Consider the following 18,401-nt stretch of genomic DNA (forward strand, 5'->3'; position numbering starts at 1 on the left):
GAGTGCCCTTTACGGCGTGTCCGAACCCGACCACGTTCCTTGCATGATATCCACGATCCTCCTACCAGGTAACTCCCGGCGCGGCGCCCCGGTTCCCGAGCCGAACGGGTCCGCATCACCGCAGGTCAGGGACCCGATTTTATTTTCAGCCGGAGGGCATGTTAGATTTTTCGAGTCGCTCGGGCGAGTGGCGGAATGGCAGACGCGCTGGCTTCAGGTGCCAGTGTCCGTAAGGACGTGGGGGTTCAAGTCCCCCTTCGCCCACAGAGAGCAAAAGGCTCGATCCCACGGGATCGGGCCTTTTGTCGTTTCCGGCGACGCTCACTCCTTGCGCGCGAAGAGTAGATGGAAGGGGAACGGCGGGCCGGGCAGGGTGCGCTGTTCGACAGTGAAACCGGCACCGGTGAGCGCGCCCGTCACCTCGGCCACCGGGCGCAGCGTGAATCCATAAGGGGTGAAAGGCATCCGGGCCATACCGTCCGGATCGCCGATACCGATCACGGCCGTGCCGCCGGACCGGAGCACGCGGTCGAGTTCGGCACACGCGGCGGGCAGGTCGTCGAGGAAGTAGATGGTGTTCACTGTGATCGCCGCGTCCAGGCTCGCATCGGCCAGCGGCAGGGCGGCGAGAGTGCCCTCGGTGAGCACGAGCCGGTCCTCGGCCACCTCCATGGCATAGGTGCCACGGGCGCGGGCGAGCATGTCTGGCGAGGGTTCGATGCCGTGCACCACGCCGTCCGGGCCCACTCGCTCCAGCAGCATCGCCAAGCCGGCGCCGCCGCCGAAACCGATATCGGCCACATCCGCGCCCGCGGCGGGGGCGGCGCCGTCGACGGCACCCGCGATGGCGCGTTTGTTCCCCCGATTGAGGAGCAAGGCCACCACCTTGCCGAGTGGTCCGTGCGGATTACCGAGCTGGCCGGCAACGATGGTGAACAAACGGTCCTTGACCCCGGTCATCTCGTCATCGTAGGGCTTCGGCATTCCGGGGCGGTGAGGCGAAGATCACAGCGCGGTAATCCGGCCGTCTTCCAGCTGTTTCACTGCCCGTCTCGCGCCGTTCGGGAGGGTCTGCGCAACTTGTCAGCCGCGCAGTAAGTAGCTGTATGGCAGGTGATTCGACCTGATTGCTAGTTGTTGATCATGTTTGCAGCCTTGTAAACAAACTTAAGGTTTCTTTTAAGGCCCCGAGTATCGCGCAAACCGAAATCCGGTTGCCGTTGTCGCAGGTTATCGGCTATGCGCGGGGGGTGGTCGGGGGTGTGGGCAATGGGCAGCAATATTCCCTGGACCGCCCCTTCGAACGCATGGGACCGATGGTCCCAGGTTTGCCGAAGGTGAATTCCCGGTGTGTGCAATTGCCGTCCCGATGACGCGCCAGGAGTTAGCTGTAGTTGTGGAGAGCGTGCGCTTCACACGTCTTCGCAGACCCGCACTCGATACCCCTAACCTGCGCGTTGGGGGTTGCATGGGCATAACGATTGTGTACAGTTAACGGCAACGCTGGCCGCAGCTCGAGCTCGACTCGCTGCGGCCAGCGGAACTCAAATCGGGGGAGTTCACCAACTCGTAACCTCACGTAGCTGTCGATTGCCCAGTGGGCTCACAGCCGAGGTGTGCTCGGAGTTGCCTGCCGCACAAATGCACGTGCAGATGCGTGATCACACCCGCGTGGGAACCTTCGGCAGCCATCGCAGGGCCGGATCGGGCATGGCCTCGGGCAGCGCGGAAGCGGCGTCCTGTTCTTCGGCGACCCGGCGGCCCACCACGAACACATAGGTGAGGAACAATCCTTCGGCCAGGAAGCCGAGAGCGATGCGCACGGGCGCGGGCAGGCCGCTCGGCGTCACGAAGCCCTCTAGCAATCCACACACCAGCAGCACCGCGACCAGCCCGAGCGCGACAGTGGCAGTCGCCCGGCCCTGCCGGGCCATCGCGGCGGCCCGGCTCGACCGACCGGGATCGACCAGCGTCCAGCCGAGCTTCAAGCCGACACCACCCGCCACGAACAGCGCCGTGAGCTCGAGCGTTCCGTGCGGAAGGATGAAACCGAAGAACGAGTCGAGCCGGCCGGCGTCGGTCATCAATCCACCGGTTATCCCCAGATTCAGCGCGTTCATGAACAGGGCATACACAGCCGGGAGGATCAGCACGCCGGTGAACAAGGCGATGGCCGAGACCCAGGAATTGTGGGTCCACACCTTGGCGGCAAAGGCGTCGTTGGGGTGTTCGGAATAGTAGGTCTCGAACGAACCCCCAGGTCCGGTGATGATCGAGTGATCGCCCTCGGGAATCCCCAGGGCATCGCGGGCGCCCGCCGAGTTGTCCACAAGCACCGCGATCACCGTGCTGACGAGCAGGAAGATCGCGGTTGTCCCCAACCACCACGGCCATGCTCTGTACACAGCCGCCGGAAAGCCCCTGGTGAAGAATCTGCCCATCTCGCGCCACGGCTGTGCGCGCGCCGCGAGCACGCGCCCACGCGCGCGGGCGAGCAGCGCGCTGAGCCCGGCGAGCACCTCGGGATCGGCCCGATGGCCCTGCAGCTTGGCCAGCTGCTGGGACGCCGAGCGGTACAGGGCGATCAGTTCGTCGGCCTCGGCCCCGGTGAGCCTGCGCTGACGGACCAGCTGATCCAGCCGATACCACGACCGTTGACGCGCCCAGCTGTAGGCATCGGTGTCCATATCGGGAATGCTAGCCACATGGCCGAATTCACCACCGGCGAAGCGGTGGCGCTCGAACTTCCCATCGCGCGTATCCCCAGCCGTGCGGGCGCTTTCCTGCTCGACCTGATGCTGCAGCTGACGCTGGCCTTCGGCCTGTTCTACGCCGGGATGCTGATGCTGTTGTGGAGCGCCGCCGACGAGGCGTGGATGTCGGTGCTCGCGGTGGTCACCATCGTGACCGTGCTGGTCGGCTATCCGGTGTGCAGCGAAACCCTCACCCGCGGACGGTCCCTGGGGAAGATGGCGTTCGGGCTGCGGGTCGTTCGCGCCGATGCGGGCCCGACGGATTTCCGGCACGCTCTCACCCGTGGGCTGGCGGGGGCGATCGTCGACTTCTGGATGCTCGGTGGCTTCGGCGCGGTCGCGGTGATCACCTCGCTGTGCTCGCGCAAGGGCAGGCGCGTGGGTGACGTGCTCGCGGGCACGGTGGTTGTGCACACCCGTCAGCAGCTTCCCCGGCCCGCGCTGGCGGCCGCACCACCGTGGCTCACCGGCTGGGCGGCGCAGCTCGACCCGACCGACCTGTCCGACGACCTCGCGACGGCCGCACGGCAGTACCTCACCAGGCTGCGCACCCTCACCCCGGCCGCTCAGCACCACCTGGGGACGAAGCTGGCCGAGTCGATGTGCGCGGCGGTCCGCACGCAGGTGCCCGCCGGTTATCCCCCGTATCACGTGATCGGCGCGATTCTGTCTCGGCGCCAGCAGCTTTCGCTGCACTGAGAAGTTGTACACAGGCTCGCCCTGTGGACAACCTGTTGGTGAATCGGTGCATGAACTGTGAGTGCCGGTGGAAACTCCGGCTGTCCACAACTCAGAGCGAACCAGACCGCTTGAGCTCCAGATACTCGTCGGCCAGCGCCTCCGGCAGCTGATCCGGCGCCGCGGTGACCACCGCGACCCCGCGCCTGCGCAGGGATTCCCGCACCACCGCCCGCTCGGCCAGCACGGTCTCGGCGGCGGCCGAGGTGTAGACGGCATCGGCGGTTTCCCGGTCGCGAGCGGCGGCGGCGATGTCGGGGTCGGTCACCGAGACGATGAGTACCCGGTGCCGTCGGGTGAGCGTCGGCAGCGCGGGCAGCAGGTGTTCGGTGACCGTCGGACCGTCCAGACTGGTGAACCACACGATCAGCGCGCGCCTGCGCACCCGGGCGAGCACGGTGCGGACCAAGCCGTCGGTGTCGGTATCCACAAGCTGCGGCGTGACCCCGGCAAGGGTGTGCATAAGTTTCATCGGCAGGCCCGCACCACCGGCGCCGGTCACCTCCGCGCGCACCGTGCGGTCGTAGGCCAGCAGGTCGACGGTGTCGCCCGCCGCGCCGGCCAGTCCGCCGAGCAGCAGGGCGGCTTCGATCGCGCAGTCCAGCCTGGTGCCGTCGCCCACCCGGCCCGCGCTGACTCGGCCGGTGTCGAGCACCATCAGCATGTGCCGGTTGCGTTCGGGCCGCCAGGTGCGTACGAGCACATCGGTGGCGCGCGCGGTGGCCCGCCAGTCGATGCTTCGCACGTCGTCGCCTGCCACGTACTCCCGGAACGAATCGAATTCGGTGCCCTGACCACGGGTATTGGCGACATTGCGGCCCTCGAGGTGGTGCAGCCGCTTCACCTTCGACCGCAGCAGGCGCTCGCTGCGGAAGGCGGGCAGCGCGCGGACGCGGGCGGGTGCGTCGACGCGAGTCTGCCGCCCGGCCATGCCGAGTGGTCCGAGCAGGCGCAGTGTCACCGGACCCGCCACCCGGTCACCGCGATATACCGGATTCAGCCTGGTGCGGAACCGGATCCGGGTGTTCGGTGCCAAAGCCAGTCGGCGCGTGCGGTATTCGGCGCGCGCACTCTCGGGCCACGCATCCCAGAGCAGCCCACGAACCGCGGTGGTGCCCGTATTGGTCACGGCCAGTTCCACTTCCGTCTCCCGGCCCAGCCGGACGACGGTCAACGGTTCGCGCGTCACGGTGAGTGCGTTCGGGCGTGCGACCAGCGCCACATCGATCAGCAGGACGACGAGCAGCAGCGAACTCGCGCCGAGCACACCACCGAACGACGGAACGGCGAACATCACCAGCGCGCCCGCCATCGTGGCGAGCAGCGCGAACCGGCCTGTGACGACCACCGTTACACCGGAACCGGCACCGAGCCGAGCAACGACGCGAGCACACCCTCGGCGCTCACCCCGTCCAGCTCGGCCTCCGGACGCAACTGCAGACGGTGCCGAAGCACCGGAACCGCAACGGTTTTCACATCGTCAGGGGTCACGTACCCACGCCCGTTCAGCCAGGCGAAGGCGCGGGCCGCCGCGAGCAGCGCGGTGGCGCCACGGGTCGACGCACCGTGCGCGACGGCGGGCGAGGACCGGGTGGCCCGGCACAGGTCGACGATGTAGGCGAGCACCTCGGGACTCACCGTCACCTGGCCCACCGCGGCCCGCGCGGCCGCGATGTGCGCCGGCCCGGCGACCGGCCGCAGCCCGGCCGCACCGAGGTCGCGCGGGTCGAAGCCGTTGGCGTGGCGCTGCAGGATGCGGAACTCGTCGTCGCGTTCGGGCAGGCGGATGTCGACCTTGAACAGGAACCGGTCGAGCTGCGCTTCGGGCAGCGGATAGGTGCCCTCCTGCTCGATCGGGTTCTGGGTGGCGATCACCACGAACGGGTCGGGCAGCGGCCGGGGCTGCCCGTCCACCGAAACCTGACGCTCCTCCATCGATTCCAGCAGCGAGGACTGGGTTTTCGGCGGGGTGCGGTTGATCTCGTCGGCCAGCAGCAGGTTGGTGAACACGGGCCCCTGCCGGAAGGTGAACTCGGCCGAATGCGGGTCGTAGATCTGCGAACCGGTGACATCACCCGGCATCAGATCGGGGGTGAACTGCACCCGCGCGTGCTCGAGATCGAGCGAGGTGGCCAGCGCACGCACCAGCAGCGTCTTCGCCACGCCCGGCACACCTTCCAGCAGCACGTGCCCCCGGCACAGCAGCGCGAGCACCAGGTACAGCACGGCCTGATCGTTCCCGACCACCGCCTTACCGATCTCGGTACGCAAGGCGGCCAACGCCGCCCCGGCCTCGGCCGCGGTCGGCGTCTTCTGCAGGACAGTGTTGTCGGTCATCCGAGCTCCGTCTCGATCCATTCGAGGTGTGCGGCAACGTGGTAGAGGGTCGGTTCGTCGGGCACCGGGCCGAACAGTACGGTGCCGATCTGGGCGGCGGGGGTGCCGAGGCGGGTGGCGATGGTCGCGACGAGTTGGTCGTCGGTTCGGGCGCCGAGGCGTGGCCGGATCCGGCGCAGGGTCGCCGAGCGCAGGATGTGGGCGACGTGGGCCACGTCGCCAGAGCGGCGGTACAGCCCGGCTTGGCCCGCGAGCAGTTCGTTGGCGGCCACTTCCACCGGGCGCGGTTCGCCGACCAGTGCGCCGCGTCTGCGGGCCCGCCACCACACCACGACGGCGAAGGCGATGAGCAGTTGCAGGCCGCCGTAGGCCAGCCAGCCGGGCAGGGTGCTGAAGATCGAGTCGCCGCCGACGGGGTCGGGGAGGTCGTCGGGCCGGTCCGGTGGGCTGTCGATGTTCGGTGGCGGGTCGGGCGGGGTGGGTGCGTTGGGCGCGCCGCAGGATTGCAGGCCCGCGTACAGGAGCACGCCGAGGAACAGGATGCCCGCGAGGACGGCCCAGAACCGTGGGTTGCGCAGGATCGCCGGGAGCGGCGGAAGTTGTCGGCGCGGTGCGGGTTCGGTGTCGACGATCTCGATGTCGACCGGCTCGGCGACCGGTGGTGGCGCGTGCTGGGAGTAGCGGTCGGCGTATTCGAGGTGGCGGTATTCGTCCTCGGTGGCGCGGCGGCCACCGTATACGACCTCGTCGAAAGTGCTTGCCGCCGGATGTAATTCGGCGGACTGTTCGGGTGGGAGGGCGAGGGTCGCGTCGTCGGCGGTTTCCTGCGCGGTGCGTGAGCGGCGCACCGGCAGGCTGCCGTTCTGTTCCAGTCCGCGCAGGACCGCACGGAAGCGCTCACGTACGGCACGGTCGAAATCGCGGCGGCCCGCGGCGTTCTCGGCTTCGGCGCGATGGTCGGCGGCCGGGCCGAGCTGGGGCGGTGGCGGGGGACCGAACTGGTTGTCGTTCATCGGTTCTCACCCGGGATGCGGATGTCGAGCCCTTCGCGGACACAGCGGCGGTCGATGTAGCAGAGCACCCGGCTGGTGGCTTCCACGATCTCGGCGACCGTCACCACCAGCAGCAGACCACCGACCACCAGCGTGATGAAGGCCCATCGGTGGGTGCCGGAGAAGTCCGACAGGAAGAAGGGGATACCGAAGGCGGGCACCGCGAGCACGGCGAACAGCACTCGCTGGGTGAGCCAGAGTCCGCCGATGCTCCAGTTCGCGCCTTCCACCAGGTCTTTCGAGCGGGCAACGGCCTGCCGGTAGCCGGCGTTCTCGCCGATGATCGCGGGTTCGGTGACGAACCGGCGGGCCCGCAGATTCGACAGCCAGATCAGGGCGAGCGGATAGGTGATGACGAGCAGGCTGCCGACCGCCAGCACACCGATTCCGATGAGCGAGAACATGATCTGCGCGAGCACGAGCGGCCCGCCGTGGTGTGCGGCGGTCCGGATGCCCGCCCGCAAACCGATGCGCGCGCCGGCGAAGTCGGCCAGCGCCAGCGCGACGGTTGAGCCACGCAACACCAACCGCGACAACCACCCGAACGCGGCCGTCGCCAGCACCACCGCCCACGCGGTACCCGCATCGGAGCCGTCGGTGAGGTGTGAGACCAGGCCGGTGATGCCGAGAACACCGAGTACGGCCAGGGTGAGCGTTGCCCCCGCGAGCCCGGCCAGCGGCCGGATATGGGCCTGGATCAGGGCGAACGGCTCGTCGAGCAGCTCGCGAAATCGCAGGGGGCGGATCGGGACCGTCGGCGATTGTGCCGGATCGATGCCCGCCCCGACGGCGCCGACCGTGGTCACGACGGGGCGCACGGCCCGAGTCTAGCGGGGCCCGGCCGGGGGAGTGGGTTCACGGAGTGTGCGGGAGGGCGAGATGGGTGGGTTGCAGGCGGCCACGCAGTGTGACCTGCTCGCCCAGGGTCCAGTGGTTCGCTTCGGTCGGCGCGGACTTGGTGAGGGTGGTGGCGGAGGTGAGCAGGCGTTGTTCGTACTGCTTGGACAGTTCGCACAGGCGGGCCGCCTCGTTGACCGCATCGCCGATGACGGTGAACTCGTAGCGGTTGTGGGTGCCCACATTGCCCGCGACCACGCGCCCGGCGGCGACGCCGATGCCCGCCTCCAGGTCGGAGGTGTCGCGCAGGCGGCGCTGGATGGCGCGGGCACACGAAAGGGCCTGCCCCGCCGCGTCTTCCAGCGGTGCGGGAGTGCCGAAGATGGCGAGGGCCGCGTCGCCTTCGAACTTGTTGAGCAGACCGCCGTGGCGTTCCACCTCGTCGACGACGATGTCGAAGAAGCGGTTGAGGATGCCGACGATCTCGGGCGCGGGGAGGGTGGCGGCCATGGTCGTGGAGCCGATGATGTCGATGAACAGGGCGGCGGCCTCGGTTTCGGTCCCGCCGAGGACGGGGCGCGAGGCGATGGCGGCCATGGCGACATCGTGGCCGACGTGTTTTCCGAACAGGTCCTCGATCATGGCGCGTTCACGCAGGCCGTGCACCATGTGGTTGAAACCGCTCTGCAGCTCACCGAGTTCGGTGCCGTCGTAGAGCGCGATCTCGGCGTCGAGGTCGCCGTTCTCCACCCGGCGCAACGCCTGGCGCACGCCACGGATCGGCGCCACCGTCGCGGCGACGACCTGCGCCATGAGCACCATGCCGAACAGCAACGCCGACCCGCCGAGACTGAGCACGCACACGGCCAGGCGCGCCTTGCTCACCTGGGGATCGGCCAGCGCCCAGATGGCGACGACCATCGCCAGCGCCACCGGCACACCGACACCGACCAGCCACGACAGCATGGTGCGGCCGAACACGCCGATGCCGCGACGGCGTTGCGGATCGGCTTGCAGCACCCGCGCGGTGACGGGCCGCAGCGCGAATTCGACGATCAGATAGCTGTTGGCGCACACCACGATCGCGGCCGACCCGATGGCGAGGATGAGCTTGGGGATGAGCCCCGGCTCGATCACGCCGTACACAACGGTGAGCACGATGAGCGCCAAAGTCCACAACATCGCCTGCTGCAGCACCATCCAGCGCGGCGCCGAGACGGTGACGCGCTGTTCGGCCGGTGTCGGTACATGGTCGGGGTCGGTGGCCCAGCGCATGGTTCGCAGCCCGGCGACGGTCCCCCACACCGTGCCGACCGCGAGCGCGGCCACCGCGCACAGCGGCGTGAACACGGCATTCACCAGCAGCAGTCGCCCGGTGAACATGCTCGGCCCGGGCAGTACGAACCCCGCGAGCACGATGGTCATCGCGATGCCGATGAGGTTGGCGATGAGCAGGGGAGCGGTGAGCAGCAGCTGCACCCGCACCCGACGGATGGCCGCCTTCTCCTCGGCGGGTCCGAGCAGGGGCGAACCCCAGGGCGAAGACGTCCCGGAGCGTACGTCGCTGATCACCTTCGAACTGTAAACCGAAACAACCTGTACAGGCGAACCTGTTAGCTAGGTCACGGGCGAATCAGGTACGTATAACAACTGCTGACCGAGCGTTTTGTCGTTCGCAACCGGAGCTGATCGGTGCGATCGATCACCGTTAGCGGCCCAGTGAACAGATGTCCACTGAACTATCGAGCAGGCGGCAGCTGACGCTGCTGACCACCCGGCAGCTCCTGCGTATCCGACCCGGCCAGCTCACCCTGCCCGGCGGCCGGCAGCGCCGTGCCCTGTCCGGCGGGCAACGCGGAGTAGCTCGGCTGCCCAGGGTACTGACGCGGATCCGGGTGGTAGTTCCGGCCGGGCGCGTCCACCACATTCGACGCGATCTGCTGCGCGTACGGGTTGTACTGCGGCTGTGGATAACCCGCGGGCAGGTAACCCAGCCCGGGCGCCAGCTGCTGCGGCGCCTGCTGGAACTGCTGCTGCGAGTCCTGGGTATCGACGGTCACCTTCCGGCTGCGGCGCAGCGTGAAGGTGACCTCCTCGACCTCTTCGAACGCCTGTCGCGCCGTCCGCAGCGGATGCGTGGCCGAGTCGATGGCATTGGCGACGAACGACGGTACGAGCGGCCGGATCCAGCGCGCGGCGGTGTCGGTGAACGGCACGGTCCCGATGATCGGCAGCTCCAGCCCGCCCCCGGTCGGCGCCTGCGGCGGTGCCTGCTCGGCGGGTACCAGCGCACCGGCCTGGCCGTGCGGCAGGGCGTGCGGGAGGTATCCGGCGGGCAGCTGCTGCTGCGAAGTCGGCTCCAGAGCCACGGACTCGTCCTTTCGATGCGGCTCGGTGTACCCGAGCTCGAAACCGCCGATCGCGGCGATGATCCTGGTTCGCTGACGTTCTCGATCGATCACGCCGTCGGCCTCGATGGCCAATCGTTGCGAGTCGAGTTCCTGCTCGGCCCGCAGCACCGCCGTCTCGGTGCGCACCTCGGCCTGTTTCACCGCGATGGCGGCGTCGGCGGCACGTTCGGCCCGGTCGGCGATCTCGTCGGCGGCGACCTTGCGGTCGAGCGCGGTCTCCCCGCGCCACCAGCGCAGCAGCAGCGGTGACAACGCCAGCGCGATTCCCGCGACCAGCATCAGCAGGCGAAGCGCGGCGCCGCCGAGGTGATCGGCGGTGTAGCCGTTCATGGCCAGCCAGCGGGCGCCGATCCCGCGATCGCCCTCGGCGAAGGCGTCGGCGCGAGCCGCGGCCAGCTCGGCCGTTTCGGCGCGCACGCGCTGGTCGAGGCTGTCGGTGCGGGCCTGTGCGGCGGCGAGCTGCTTGCGGGCGTCGTCGAGCATCTCGTTGGCGGTCTGGGCCTCGGGCCCACGACCGGGAACACCGGTGATGCGGGTCTGCGGGCACTCCGGGGTCGGATTGAACTCGCAGCGCGCGATGACGAGGTTGCGGTCGATGTCGGCCTGCGCGGTCGCGATGGACGCGTCGAGCGCGGCGCGGTCGGCGACGGCGAGGTCGTACTCGGCGCGCGCGGTGACGACGGCAGGCGCGCGTTCGGCATCGGCGTGGGCGCGCACGTCCAGCTCGCGGTCGACGGTCCCGCCGAGCAGCACGGTGGTGGCCAGCTCGGCCACGAACACCCCGGCCAGCACGCCGATTCCGACGCGCGCGGCGGTACCGCGCCGGTCGTCGGTGGTGTTCCTGGTGGCGAGCGCCCGTCCGATCGCACCGGCCGCCACGGCGGCGAGCAGCGCGAGCACGGCGACGAAGAAGAACCCGATCCCGTCGGCGGCGGCGAGCGCGACGGCGGTGACCAGTCCCGCGACCACGGCGAACAGCGCCACCGCGGCGCCGGTGACGACATATCCGGCGTGGTCGGGCCCGATGTCGTCGCGCGAAGGCGTGACGAGGCCGCCGCCGAGCCAGGCGAGTGTGCCGGTCATACCTTCTCCCCGGTTCTTTCGCGTGGCGAAACTGTCATGGATTCGTGGTGTCAGCGTGACAGGCGCGGCGCCGCCACACCGAGCGGCGAAGCGGTATTTGTGGTCAGCCTCACAGATCCGAACTCCCGGCATCGCGCCGGCAGTCGGCGTGGCCCGCCGACCTCGGCGTGTCGGTCTCGCCGAGCCGCACCGGCGCCCGTTCCGGGGGCCTCGTGTGGCGAACGACACTGCCGCGCGTTAGCTGGATATGTGCTGTGAAGAGCGTCTCACTCGCAGACCGTACGGTCGGCTGGCTACCAGGGCATGTCGGGGCGCTGTCGGGAATATCTCACCGCCGACGGCCCTGGTTAGCGGGAAACCATAGGTTTGACCTGCACTTTGCTGGGGAATCCTGCTGCGATGCAGGTGAGTTCGGTCGAAGGTCACACGCCTCCGGCCGGTTCCGGCTCGCCCGTCGACGATGTTCGCGCAGGTCGGCGCCGGTTCTGCGGGATCGATCCGGCCTCGTGCCTGCTTTACACTGGACGACGCGCGTGACGATACGGGCTGCCGTTACAAACCCCAGCTAGACAGGGTTACTAAGCCCAACCTTAGTTGGTTGGGTCTGCGGTCTGACTTATCGTTTGCTCTTACGCCGAACGCACCCTTGTTCGGCACAACCACCTGTTCGGGGTCCGGTGAAACCGGGCCAAGAGTAGCGGGTGAAACCCCGCGCGGAGGTAAGGGACATGTAAGCGTCCCGTTACCTCCGAGCACCCCCACTACGTCAACGAAGCGGGTGGACAACTGGAGACGTGACTGCACGCCGCAAACCATCATCGCCGCTGGTTTCGGATCGTACGGACGCAGTCTTGACGGAGGCGAAACGACGAAGGGTCCACGCTCAGCTTGCTGGGTGGCCGATCATCGACAGCCGACTTTCTTGAAGGCAGAGGCATGACGCAACTTCCTGGCCACAGGTCACCCGGTGTCACCGGGCTCTACGATCCGGCATACGAGCACGACGCCTGCGGCGTCGCATTCGTCGCCGACATGCACGGACGACGCAGTCGAGACATCGTCGACAAGGCCATCACGGCACTGCTGAACCTGGAGCACCGAGGTGCCGCCGGCGCGGAGCCGAACTCCGGCGACGGCGCGGGCATCCTGATCCAGCTCCCGGACAAGTTCTTCCGCGCGGTTGTGGACTTCGAGTTGCCCGAGGCGGGTTCCTACGCCACCGGCATCGCCTTCCTCCCGCAGGCCCGCCGCGAAGCCGCGCGCGCCGCCTACGGCGTCGAGAAGATCGTCGCCGAAGAGGGCATGGCCGTGCTCGGCTGGCGTGCGGTGCCGATCGACGAGTCCTCGCTCGGCGCGCTGGCCCGCGATGCCATGCCGACCTTCCGTCAGCTGTTCATCGGCTCGCCCAAGAACTCGGCCGAGCAGCTCTCGGGCATGGACCTGGAGCGTCGCGCCTACGTGATCCGCAAGCGCATCGAGCACGAGCTCGGCAACGCGGGTCCCGGCGAGGGCGCCGTCGGCAAGGAGTCGGTGTACTTCCCGAGCCTGTCCGGCGAGACCTTCATCTACAAGGGCATGTTCACCACGCCGCAGCTACGCGCGTTCTACCTGGACTTACAGGACGAGCGCGTCGAGTCGGCCATCGGCATCGTGCACTCGCGCTTCTCCACCAACACCTTCCCCTCGTGGCCGCTGGCGCACCCGTTCCGCCGGGTCGCCCACAACGGTGAGATCAACACCGTCACCGGTAACGAGAACTGGATGCGCGCGCGTGAGGCGCTGCTGCGTTCGGACGTGTTCGGCAAGGACGAGGCGGGCAACAACCGCCTGAACAAGATCTTCCCCGTCTGTACCCCCGGCGCGAGCGACACCGCGCGCTTCGACGAGGTGCTCGAACTGCTGCACCTGGGCGGGCGCGACCTGCACCACGCGATCATGATGATGATCCCCGAGGCGTGGGAGCGCAACGAGAACATGGACCCCGCGCTGCGGGCGTTCTACGAGTACCACTCGATGCTGATGGAGCCGTGGGACGGCCCGGCTTCGGTCTGCTTCTCCGACGGCAAGAAGATCGGCGCCGTGCTCGACCGCAACGGTCTGCGCCCGGGCCGCATCTGGGTCACCGAGGACGGCCTGGTCGTGCTGGCGTCCGAGGTCGGCGTACTCGACATCGACCCGTCGACCGTCGTCCAGAAGATCCGCCTGCAGCCGGGCAAGATGTTCCTGGTCGACACCGAGCAGGGCCGCATCGTCACCGACGCCGAGATCAAGTCGGAACTGGCCGCCGCCGAGCCGTACCAGGAATGGCTGGACGCGGGCGTGAGCCGCCTGGCCGACCTGCCCGACCGCCCGCACGTGCACATGTCGCACGACCGCGTGCTGATCCGTCAGCAGATCTTCGGCTACACCACCGAGGACCTGAGCCTGCTCATCACCCCGATGGCCAAGACCGGTGGTGAGGCGCTCGGCTCGATGGGCACCGACACCCCCATCGCGGTGCTGTCGAACCGGTCGCGCCTGCTGTTCGACTACTTCTCGCAGCTGTTCGCGCAGGTCACCAACCCGCCGCTGGACGCCATCCGCGAGAAGGTCGTCACCAGCCTCAAGCGCAACATCGGCCCCGAGGCCGACCTGCTGCACCCCGGCCCGGAGTCCTGCAAGCAGATCGCGCTCGAGCAGCCGATTCTCGACAACGACGAGCTGGCCAAGCTGGTCCACATCAACGACGACGGCAGCCACCCCGAGCTGCGTTCGGTCGTGGTCCGTGGTCTGTACCCGGTCGCCGAGGGCGGCGAGGGTCTGCGCAGGTCCCTGGCGGCCATCAACATCCAGGTCTCGGCCGCGATCGACGGCGGCGCGCGCATCATCGTGCTGTCGGACCGCGAGTCCAACGAGAAGCTGGCGCCGATCCCGTCGCTGCTGCTCACCTCCTCGGTGCACCACCACCTGGTGCGCGAACGCACCCGCACCATGGTCGGCCTGGTCGTGGAGGCCGGTGACGCCCGCGAGGTGCACCACATGGCCGCCCTCGTCGGCTTCGGCGCCGCCGCGATCAACCCGTACATGGCCTTCGAGTCCATCGAGGACATGCTCGAGCGCGGCTCGCTCTCGCTGCCCGCCAGCACCGGCGACCTGGCCGCCGACTACCGCAAGGCCGTCGCGAACTACTGCACCGCGGCCAGCAACGGCGTGCTCAAGGTGATGTCGAAGATGGGCATCTCCACCCTCGCCTCCTACAACGGCGCCCAGCTGTTCCAGGTCATCGGCCTGGCCCAGGACCTGGTCGACGAGTACTTCACCGGTCTGCGCTCGCCGCTGGGCGGTATCGGTCTCGACGAGATCGCCGAAGAGGTGGCCATTCGCCACCGCACCGCGTTCCTGGAGAACCGCAACGAGCGCGCGCACCGCGAGCTCGAGGTGGGCGGTGAGTACCAGTGGCGTCGCGAGGGCGAGTACCACCTGTTCAACCCGGACACGGTGTTCAAGCTGCAGCACGCCACCCGCACCGGTCAGTACTCGATCTTCAAGGAGTACACCAAGCTGGTCGACGACCAGTCCGAGCGTCTGGCCGCGCTGCGCGGTCTGTTCAAGTTCAAGAAGGGCCTGCGCGCGCCGATCTCCATCGACGAGGTCGAGCCCGCGTCCGAGCTCGTGAAGCGGTTCTCGACCGGCGCGATGAGCTACGGCTCCATCTCGGCCGAGTCACACGAGACCCTCGCGATCGCGATGAACCGTCTCGGTGCCCGCTCCAACTCCGGTGAGGGCGGCGAGAGCCCCGCTCGCTTCGAGGTGGAGGAGAACGGCGACTGGCGCCGGTCGGCGATCAAGCAGGTCGCGTCGGGTCGCTTCGGTGTCACCGCGCACTACCTGACCAACGCCACCGACATCCAGATCAAGATGGCCCAGGGTGCCAAGCCGGGTGAGGGCGGTCAGCTGCCCGCGCACAAGGTGTACCCGTGGGTCGCCGAGGTGCGGCACTCCACGCCGGGCGTCGGCCTGATCTCGCCGCCGCCGCACCACGACATCTACTCGATCGAGGATCTGGCGCAGCTGATCCACGACCTGAAGAACGCGAACCCGCAGGCTCGGATTCACGTGAAACTTGTCGCGGAACCGGGTGTCGGCACCGTCGCCACCGGTGTGTCCAAGGCGCACGCCGACGTCGTGCTCATCTCGGGCCACGACGGCGGTACCGGTGCTTCGCCGCTCACCTCGCTCAAGCACGCGGGTGGACCCTGGGAGCTCGGCCTGGCCGAGACCCAGCAGACCCTGCTGCTCAACGGCCTGCGCGACCGCATCGTGGTCCAGGTCGACGGTCAGATGAAGACCGGCCGCGACGTGATGATCGCCGCGCTGCTGGGCGCCGAGGAGTTCGGTTTCGCGACCGCTCCGCTGGTCGTCTCGGGCTGCGTGATGATGCGCGTGTGCCACCTCGACACCTGCCCGGTGGGTATCGCCACCCAGAACCCGGTGCTGCGCGAGCGTTTCACCGGCAAGCCGGAGTTCGTCGAGAACTTCATGCTCTTCATCGCCGAGGAGGTGCGTGAGCTGCTCGCCGAGCTGGGCTTCCGCACGCTCGACGAGGCCATCGGCCGGGTCGACCTGCTCGACACCGCCAAGGCCAAGGAGCACTTCAAGGCCGCCAAGCTCGACCTGTCCCCGATCCTGGACATGCCGGAGACGGCGTTCATGAACCAGGACACCCACTGCACCGGCACCCAGGACCACGGTCTGGACAAGGCGCTGGACAACGAGCTGATCGCCCAGGCCGCGCCCGCGCTCGAGCGTGGCAAGGCCGTGAAGATCGAAACCAAGATCACCAACGTGAACCGCACGGTCGGCACCATGCTCGGCCACGAGGTGACCAAGCTCTACGGTGGCGCGGGCCTGCCCGACGACACCATCGACATCACCTTCAACGGTTCGGCGGGCAACAGCTTCGGCGCGTTCGTCCCGGCCGGTATCACGCTGCGCGTGCAGGGTGACGCCAACGACTATGTCGGCAAGGGCCTTTCGGGCGGCCACATCGTGGTCCGCCCGTCGCTCAACGCGCCCGCCGGCTTCGTCGCCGAGGACAACATCATCGCGGGCAACGTGATCATGTTCGGCGCAACCAGCGGCCGCATCCTGATCAACGGTGTCGCGGGCGAGCGCTTCGGCGTGCGTAACTCCGGCGCCACCGCGGTCGTCGAGGGTGTGGGCGACCACGCGCTCGAGTACATGACCGGTGGCCGCGTGGTCATCCTCGGTGGCACCGGCCGCAACCTCGGTGCCGGTATGTCCGGTGGTGTGGCGTTCGTCTACGACCCGGAGGGCACGCTCGCCGAGCGCGTCAACCCGGATCAGGCCGATGCCATCGAGCAGCTCTCCGGTGACGACTTCACCTGGCTGCGCGACATCATCAGCACCCACCGCGACGAGACGGGTTCGGCTGTGGCCGAACGCATCCTGAGCGACTGGTCCCAGCAGGTGAACCACTTCGTGAAGGTCATGCCCCGCGAATACAAGAAGGTTCTGCTCGCCATCTCCGAAGCCGAGAAGAGCGGCAAGGACGTTGACGAGGCGATTATGGAGGCGGCTCGTGGCTGACCCACAAGGATTTCTGAAGCACACCTCGCGGGAACTCCCGGCGCGTCGACCGGTCGAGCTGCGTCTGCTCGACTGGAAAGAGGTCTACGAGGACAAGTTCTCCCACGAGACCCTGCAGAAGCAGGCCAGCCGCTGCATGGACTGCGGTATCCCCTTCTGCCACAACGGTTGTCCGCTCGGGAACCTGATCCCCGAGTGGAACGACCTGGTGTACAAGGACTCGTGGCGCGAGGGCATCGACCGGCTGCACGCCACCAACAACTTCCCGGAGTTCACCGGGCGGCTGTGCCCGGCGCCGTGTGAGGCGTCGTGCGTGCTCGGCATCAACCAGCAGCCGGTGACCATCAAGCAGGTCGAGGTCGAACTCATCGAGAATGCCTTCGACGAGGGCTGGGTCACCCCGGTGTACCCGACCCGCCTGACCGGCAAGAAGATCGCCGTCGTCGGTTCGGGCCCGGCCGGTCTGGCCGCCGCCCAGCAGCTCACGCGTGCCGGTCACACCGTCACCGTGTTCGAGCGCGACGACCGCATCGGCGGCCTGATGCGCTACGGCATCCCGGAATTCAAGATGGAGAAGTCGGTCATCGACCGCCGTCTGGCGCAGATGGAGGCCGAAGGCACCATCTTCAAGACCGGTGTGAACGTTGGCGTCGACATCACCGCCGAGCAGCTGCGTGAGCGTTTCGACGCGATCGTGCTCGCCGGTGGCGCCACCATCGCCCGCGACCTGCCGATCCCGGGCCGCGAGCTCGACGGCATCCACCAGGCGATGGAGTTCCTGCCGCTGGCCAACCGCGTGCAGCTCGGCGACGACATCACCGACGAAGAAGGCCTGCCGCCCATCCACGCGAAGGGCAAGAAGGTCGTCATCATCGGTGGCGGCGACACCGGCGCCGACTGCCTCGGCACCTCGCACCGTCACGGTGCCGAGTCGGTGCACCAGTTCGAGATCATGCCCCGGCCGCCGGAGGAGCGCGCAGGCTCCACCCCGTGGCCGACCTACCCCCTCATGTACCGGGTCTCCTCGGCGCACGAGGAGGGCGGCGAGCGCGTGTTCTCCGTGAACACCGAGCGTTTCGTCGGCAAGGACGGCAAGGTCACCGGCCTCGAGGCCCATGAGGTCAAGATGGTCAACGGCCGTTTCGAGAAGGTCGAAGGCACCGACTTCACCCTCGAAGCCGACCTGGTGCTGCTGGCCATGGGCTTCGTCGGCCCCCAGAAGCCGGGCCTGCTGACCGACCTCGGCGTCGGCTACGACGGCCGCGGCAACGTCCAGCGCGACAAGAACTGGGCCACGAACATCCCCGGCGTCTTCGTCGCCGGTGACATGGGCCGCGGCCAGTCCCTCATCGTCTGGGCCATCGCCGAAGGCCGCGCCGCCGCGGCCGCCGTCGACAAGTACCTCGAGGGCGAAACCGCGCTCCCCGCGCCGATCCCCCCGACCGCTGTCGCCCAGCGGTAATCAGTTCGACCCGAGGCGCCCACGGACCAGCCGGTCCGTGGGCGCCTTTGTCGTCGCACCGCAGGTGACGCCGGAGTTTGCCAGGGATATGCGTCGGGTATGAATCCTTATGGCGCTCAAAGGCTTAGGGGTGCCGATA

At 68.3% G+C, this 18,401-nt stretch carries 11 protein-coding genes and 1 tRNA gene; 4 read left to right on the forward strand and 8 right to left on the reverse strand.

The features are described 5' to 3' along the window. Nucleotides 1-181 precede the first annotated feature (181 nt). Nucleotides 182-264 (forward strand) — tRNA-Leu (locus tag NCO8_RS27990). A 57-nt stretch (nt 265-321) separates the two neighbouring features. Here NCO8_RS27990 and NCO8_RS27995 read toward each other — a convergent pair. Together NCO8_RS27995 and NCO8_RS28000 are read right to left on the reverse strand one after the other, a co-directional pair. Further along, nucleotides 322-960 carry a class I SAM-dependent methyltransferase gene (locus NCO8_RS27995; protein ID WP_067644328.1) on the reverse strand — a complete coding sequence of 213 codons (639 nt, stop codon included), beginning with the start codon at nt 958-960 and terminating at the stop codon, nt 322-324. Between the two features lie 701 nt (nt 961-1,661). Next, a complete protein-coding gene (locus NCO8_RS28000; protein ID WP_067644077.1) occupies nt 1,662-2,687 on the reverse strand; it encodes a stage II sporulation protein M in 1,026 nt (341 codons plus the stop codon). Between the two features lie 18 nt (nt 2,688-2,705). Here NCO8_RS28000 and NCO8_RS28005 point away from each other — a divergent pair, with 18 nt between their 5' ends. Then, complete coding sequence (locus NCO8_RS28005) at nt 2,706-3,452, forward strand: RDD family protein (RefSeq protein ID WP_067644079.1); 747 nt, start codon at nt 2,706-2,708, stop codon at nt 3,450-3,452. A 91-nt stretch (nt 3,453-3,543) separates the two neighbouring features. On the opposite strand, the gene NCO8_RS28010 is transcribed toward NCO8_RS28005, so the two are convergent. The 6 genes from NCO8_RS28010 to NCO8_RS28035 form a co-directional block, all read right to left on the reverse strand. Continuing rightward, nucleotides 3,544-4,839: a DUF58 domain-containing protein gene (locus NCO8_RS28010; protein WP_067644082.1), complete on the reverse strand. Its 1,296-nt coding sequence runs from the start codon at nt 4,837-4,839 to the stop codon at nt 3,544-3,546. Nucleotides 4,840-4,841: 2 nt separating this feature from the next. Beyond that, a complete protein-coding gene (locus NCO8_RS28015; RefSeq protein ID WP_067644085.1) occupies nt 4,842-5,828 on the reverse strand; it encodes an AAA family ATPase in 987 nt (328 codons plus the stop codon). Then, nucleotides 5,825-6,841: a DUF4129 domain-containing protein gene (locus tag NCO8_RS28020; protein ID WP_067644088.1), complete on the reverse strand. Its 1,017-nt coding sequence runs from the start codon at nt 6,839-6,841 to the stop codon at nt 5,825-5,827. Before NCO8_RS28020 ends, NCO8_RS28015 begins: the two co-directional genes overlap by 4 nt. Beyond that, nucleotides 6,838-7,698 carry a hypothetical protein gene (locus NCO8_RS28025; RefSeq protein ID WP_067644091.1) on the reverse strand — a complete coding sequence of 287 codons (861 nt, stop codon included), beginning with the start codon at nt 7,696-7,698 and terminating at the stop codon, nt 6,838-6,840. The genes NCO8_RS28020 and NCO8_RS28025 overlap by 4 nt, the downstream gene beginning before the upstream one ends. 37 nt (nt 7,699-7,735) lie before the next feature. Then, complete coding sequence (locus NCO8_RS28030; RefSeq protein WP_245655533.1) at nt 7,736-9,289, reverse strand: adenylate/guanylate cyclase domain-containing protein; 1,554 nt, start codon at nt 9,287-9,289, stop codon at nt 7,736-7,738. Between the two features lie 167 nt (nt 9,290-9,456). Next, the gene (locus NCO8_RS28035; RefSeq protein WP_067644094.1) at nt 9,457-11,211 is read right to left on the reverse strand and encodes a DUF4407 domain-containing protein; all 1,755 of its coding nucleotides are present in this window, start codon (nt 11,209-11,211) and stop codon (nt 9,457-9,459) included. 936 nt (nt 11,212-12,147) lie between these two features. Between NCO8_RS28035 and gltB the strand changes: the two genes are divergently transcribed. Together gltB and NCO8_RS28045 are read left to right on the forward strand one after the other, a co-directional pair. Beyond that, nucleotides 12,148-16,800: a glutamate synthase large subunit gene (gene gltB / locus NCO8_RS28040; RefSeq protein WP_067644097.1), complete on the forward strand. Its 4,653-nt coding sequence runs from the start codon at nt 12,148-12,150 to the stop codon at nt 16,798-16,800. Continuing rightward, nucleotides 16,793-18,262 carry a glutamate synthase subunit beta gene (locus tag NCO8_RS28045; protein ID WP_067644101.1) on the forward strand — a complete coding sequence of 490 codons (1,470 nt, stop codon included), beginning with the start codon at nt 16,793-16,795 and terminating at the stop codon, nt 18,260-18,262. Before gltB ends, NCO8_RS28045 begins: the two co-directional genes overlap by 8 nt. Nucleotides 18,263-18,401 lie beyond the last annotated feature (139 nt).

This window comes from Nocardia coubleae NBRC 108252, assembly GCF_001612805.1.
Taxonomy (GTDB): Bacteria; Actinomycetota; Actinomycetes; order Mycobacteriales; family Mycobacteriaceae; genus Nocardia; species Nocardia coubleae.

Coding starts and splice junctions, on each gene's coding strand:
- NCO8_RS27995 (WP_067644328.1), bottom strand. CDS start 960: ATGACCGGGGTCAAGGACCGTTTGTTCACCATCGTTGCCGGCCAGCTC.
- NCO8_RS28000 (WP_067644077.1), bottom strand. CDS start 2,687: ATGGACACCGATGCCTACAGCTGGGCGCGTCAACGGTCGTGGTATCGG.
- NCO8_RS28005 (WP_067644079.1), top strand. CDS start 2,706: ATGGCCGAATTCACCACCGGCGAAGCGGTGGCGCTCGAACTTCCCATC.
- NCO8_RS28015 (WP_067644085.1), bottom strand. CDS start 5,828: ATGACCGACAACACTGTCCTGCAGAAGACGCCGACCGCGGCCGAGGCC.
- NCO8_RS28020 (WP_067644088.1), bottom strand. CDS start 6,841: ATGAACGACAACCAGTTCGGTCCCCCGCCACCGCCCCAGCTCGGCCCG.
- NCO8_RS28035 (WP_067644094.1), bottom strand. CDS start 11,211: ATGACCGGCACACTCGCCTGGCTCGGCGGCGGCCTCGTCACGCCTTCG.
- gltB (WP_067644097.1), top strand. CDS start 12,148: ATGACGCAACTTCCTGGCCACAGGTCACCCGGTGTCACCGGGCTCTAC.